This window comes from Nocardioides sp. (assembly GCF_031422975.1).
Classification (GTDB): domain Bacteria; phylum Actinomycetota; class Actinomycetes; order Propionibacteriales; family Nocardioidaceae; genus Nocardioides.
In genome coordinates, this window is sequence record NZ_JANPEO010000605.1 from 1 (window position 1) to 2,424 (window position 2,424).

At 69.3% G+C, this 2,424-nt stretch carries 2 protein-coding genes and 1 pseudogene; all 3 read left to right on the plus strand.

Annotation, left to right across the window (positions count from 1 at the left end):
- Positions 1-435 (plus strand): annotated as a pseudogene (locus tag RMO85_RS17960) (MoxR family ATPase); the annotation flags it as partial.
- Between the two features lie 58 nt (positions 436-493).
- Positions 494-1,960 (plus strand): VWA domain-containing protein, encoded by a 1,467-nt coding sequence (locus RMO85_RS17965; protein WP_310530087.1) that lies wholly within the window; start codon positions 494-496, stop codon positions 1,958-1,960.
- Positions 1,960-2,424: hypothetical protein (locus tag RMO85_RS17970; protein WP_310530088.1), on the plus strand; the 465-nt coding region annotated here is incomplete at its 3' end. The genes RMO85_RS17965 and RMO85_RS17970, both read left to right, overlap by 1 nt.

The following is a 2,424-nucleotide window of genomic DNA, read 5'->3' on the forward strand; positions in this document are numbered from 1 at the left end:
CGCAAGGCACCGAGCATCTCCGAGACCATCGACTGGGCCCGCACGCTCGCCGTGCTCGGGGTCAGCGAGCTCAGTGCCGACGTGCTGTCGCAGACCCTCAACGTCGTCGTGAAGTACGAACGCGACCTGAAGAAGGCCCTCGCCGCGATCCCCCACCTGGTCGACCCGAACGCGAAGGTCCCGAGCAAGCAGGACCACGGCCATGGGCACGGTCACGGCCATGGGCACGGCGCCGACGGCGACCACAGCCACGACGACGGTGACGCGGACGTGGACGGCAGGGAGGTCCGCGCCGCCAAGGACAAGCCAGGCCGCCACGGTGACAACTACGGCGGTCCCGGCAAGGCCGACGAGGCACCCGCGGTCAAGACGGTCACGGCCAGCCAGGGCGAGCGCTCGTTCGCCGCGCGCTCCGCCCGCAAGCGTCCGGTCTGATCCGATGGAGGGGGCAGTTCACCGCTTCATCAGGTTCCTCCGCCTCAACGGGGTTCGAGTGAGTACGGCGGAGGCGATCGACGCCATGCACGCGGTGGCGCAGGCCGGCGTGCTCGGAGAGCGCGAGGTGCTCCGCTCCGCGCTCGTGGTCAGCCTGATCAAGGACCGCCGCGACCTGGCCACCTTCGACCGCGTCTTCGACCTGTTCTTCGGGCTGCGGGCGGTCTTCGAGGACGAGGTCGGCCACGGCCACAGCCACGACGACCTGACCGATGACGGTGAGCTCGAGCAGTTCACGCTCTCCGACGAGCCCGGCGACATCCCCGAGGACGGTCACTCGCACGGCAAGCCCGACGACATCAAGGAGTTCTTCAAGCCCGAGGACATGGCGCAGCAGTACAACCTCCACCAGGAGGCGAACAAGATCGACATCGCTGCGCTGACCGACGAGATCGTGCTCTCCAACGACACCGAGGGCAGTGCCGGCGAGGCCGCACGCGTGCAGATCTCCACGCACCGGATGCACAACCCGGGCTCCCCCGGCGACCTGATCCGCAGCCCCGGCACGGAGCTCGACGTCGAGCTCACTGTCGCCCAGGAGATGGCGTTGCTCAGCTGGCTCGAGGATGCGCTGCCCGACGTCGACGAGGACCGCGGCGCAACGCTCGAAGCCCTGCGCGCTGCCCTCGCGCCCTTCCTGGCCGGGCTGCCGGAGCGCCTGAAGCAACACCTCGAGAAGCTGATGGCGGTCGAGCACGAGATCGAGAAGCGCGAGATCCAGGCCGCCCAGACCGAGCGGATCCACGAGCACGAGCGCGCCGAGCTCGAGGAAGCCCTGCGCCGCCTGTTGCGGTCGCTGCGTGGCGCGCCGCGTCCTCGACGCAAGGCTGCCGTACGTGGCGTCGTCGACGGCGCCCGCACGATGCGCGCGAATATGAAGTACGACGGCGTCCCCTTCCGCCCGGTCACCGTCAGCAAGGTCGAGGACCGGCCCAAGCTGCTGGTGCTCTGCGACGTCTCGCTCTCCGTGCGCTCGGCGGCGCGGTTCACCCTGCAGCTCGTCCACAGCCTGCAGTCGCTGGCCTCCTCGGTGCGCACGTTCGCCTTCGTCAAGGACCTCGTCGAGATCACCGACCTCTTCGCCGAGCACCATCCCGAAGAAGCGCTCTCACTCGTGATGTCCGGGCTGCCGGCCGGTGGCGTGCTCGACGTCGACGCCGACTCCGACTACGGCTCGGCGTTCGAGGACTTCCTGGAGCAGTTCGGCTCGGCCGTCACGCGTCGTACGACGGTCATCGTGCTCGGCGACGGTCGTGGCAACGGCAACGACCCGCGGCTGTCGGTCTTCGAGGAGATCACCCGACGTGCCCGCGAGACGGTCTGGCTCACGCCGGAACCACGCTATTCGTGGGGACTGGGTCGCTGCGACCTGCCGGCGTATGCGGAGTACTGCAGCCGCGTCCAGGTGGTGCGCAACCTCACCGGCCTCGACCGGGTCACCACCTCGATGTCCGAGGTCGGCTGATGACCGAGGCCGCGACCTCTGCCCCCATCGACCCCTTCCGGGCGTGCCTCGACGGGGCCTACATCGACGAGGTCGTCGAGGTCCGCGCGCAGGGACCGGTGCCGCCACGACGCGCGCTGCACACGATCCGCACCGAGCACTTCGACGTACACAACGACGGGGACCTGCTCCACGTCGGCCACCGGGTCCCGCCCGAGCTCGTCGACGACGACCTCGCCGGCCTGCTCGCCGACGAGCTCTTCGGACCGGGCTGGCTGCGCGGTCCGGAGCTCTTCGAGCGGATTTTCACCGGCACGGTGCGAACCTCCCGGACCGGGGCCATCGACAGCTGGGAGCTCTTCTACCGCAACACGATGGCGCGCATCGAGCACCGCATCGAGGGCCATGTCGACGGTCCCGGCAATGGTCGGCACGGCACCATTGCCGACTACTCTCCGGTCTACGTCCGGGCCGAGCAGCTGTTG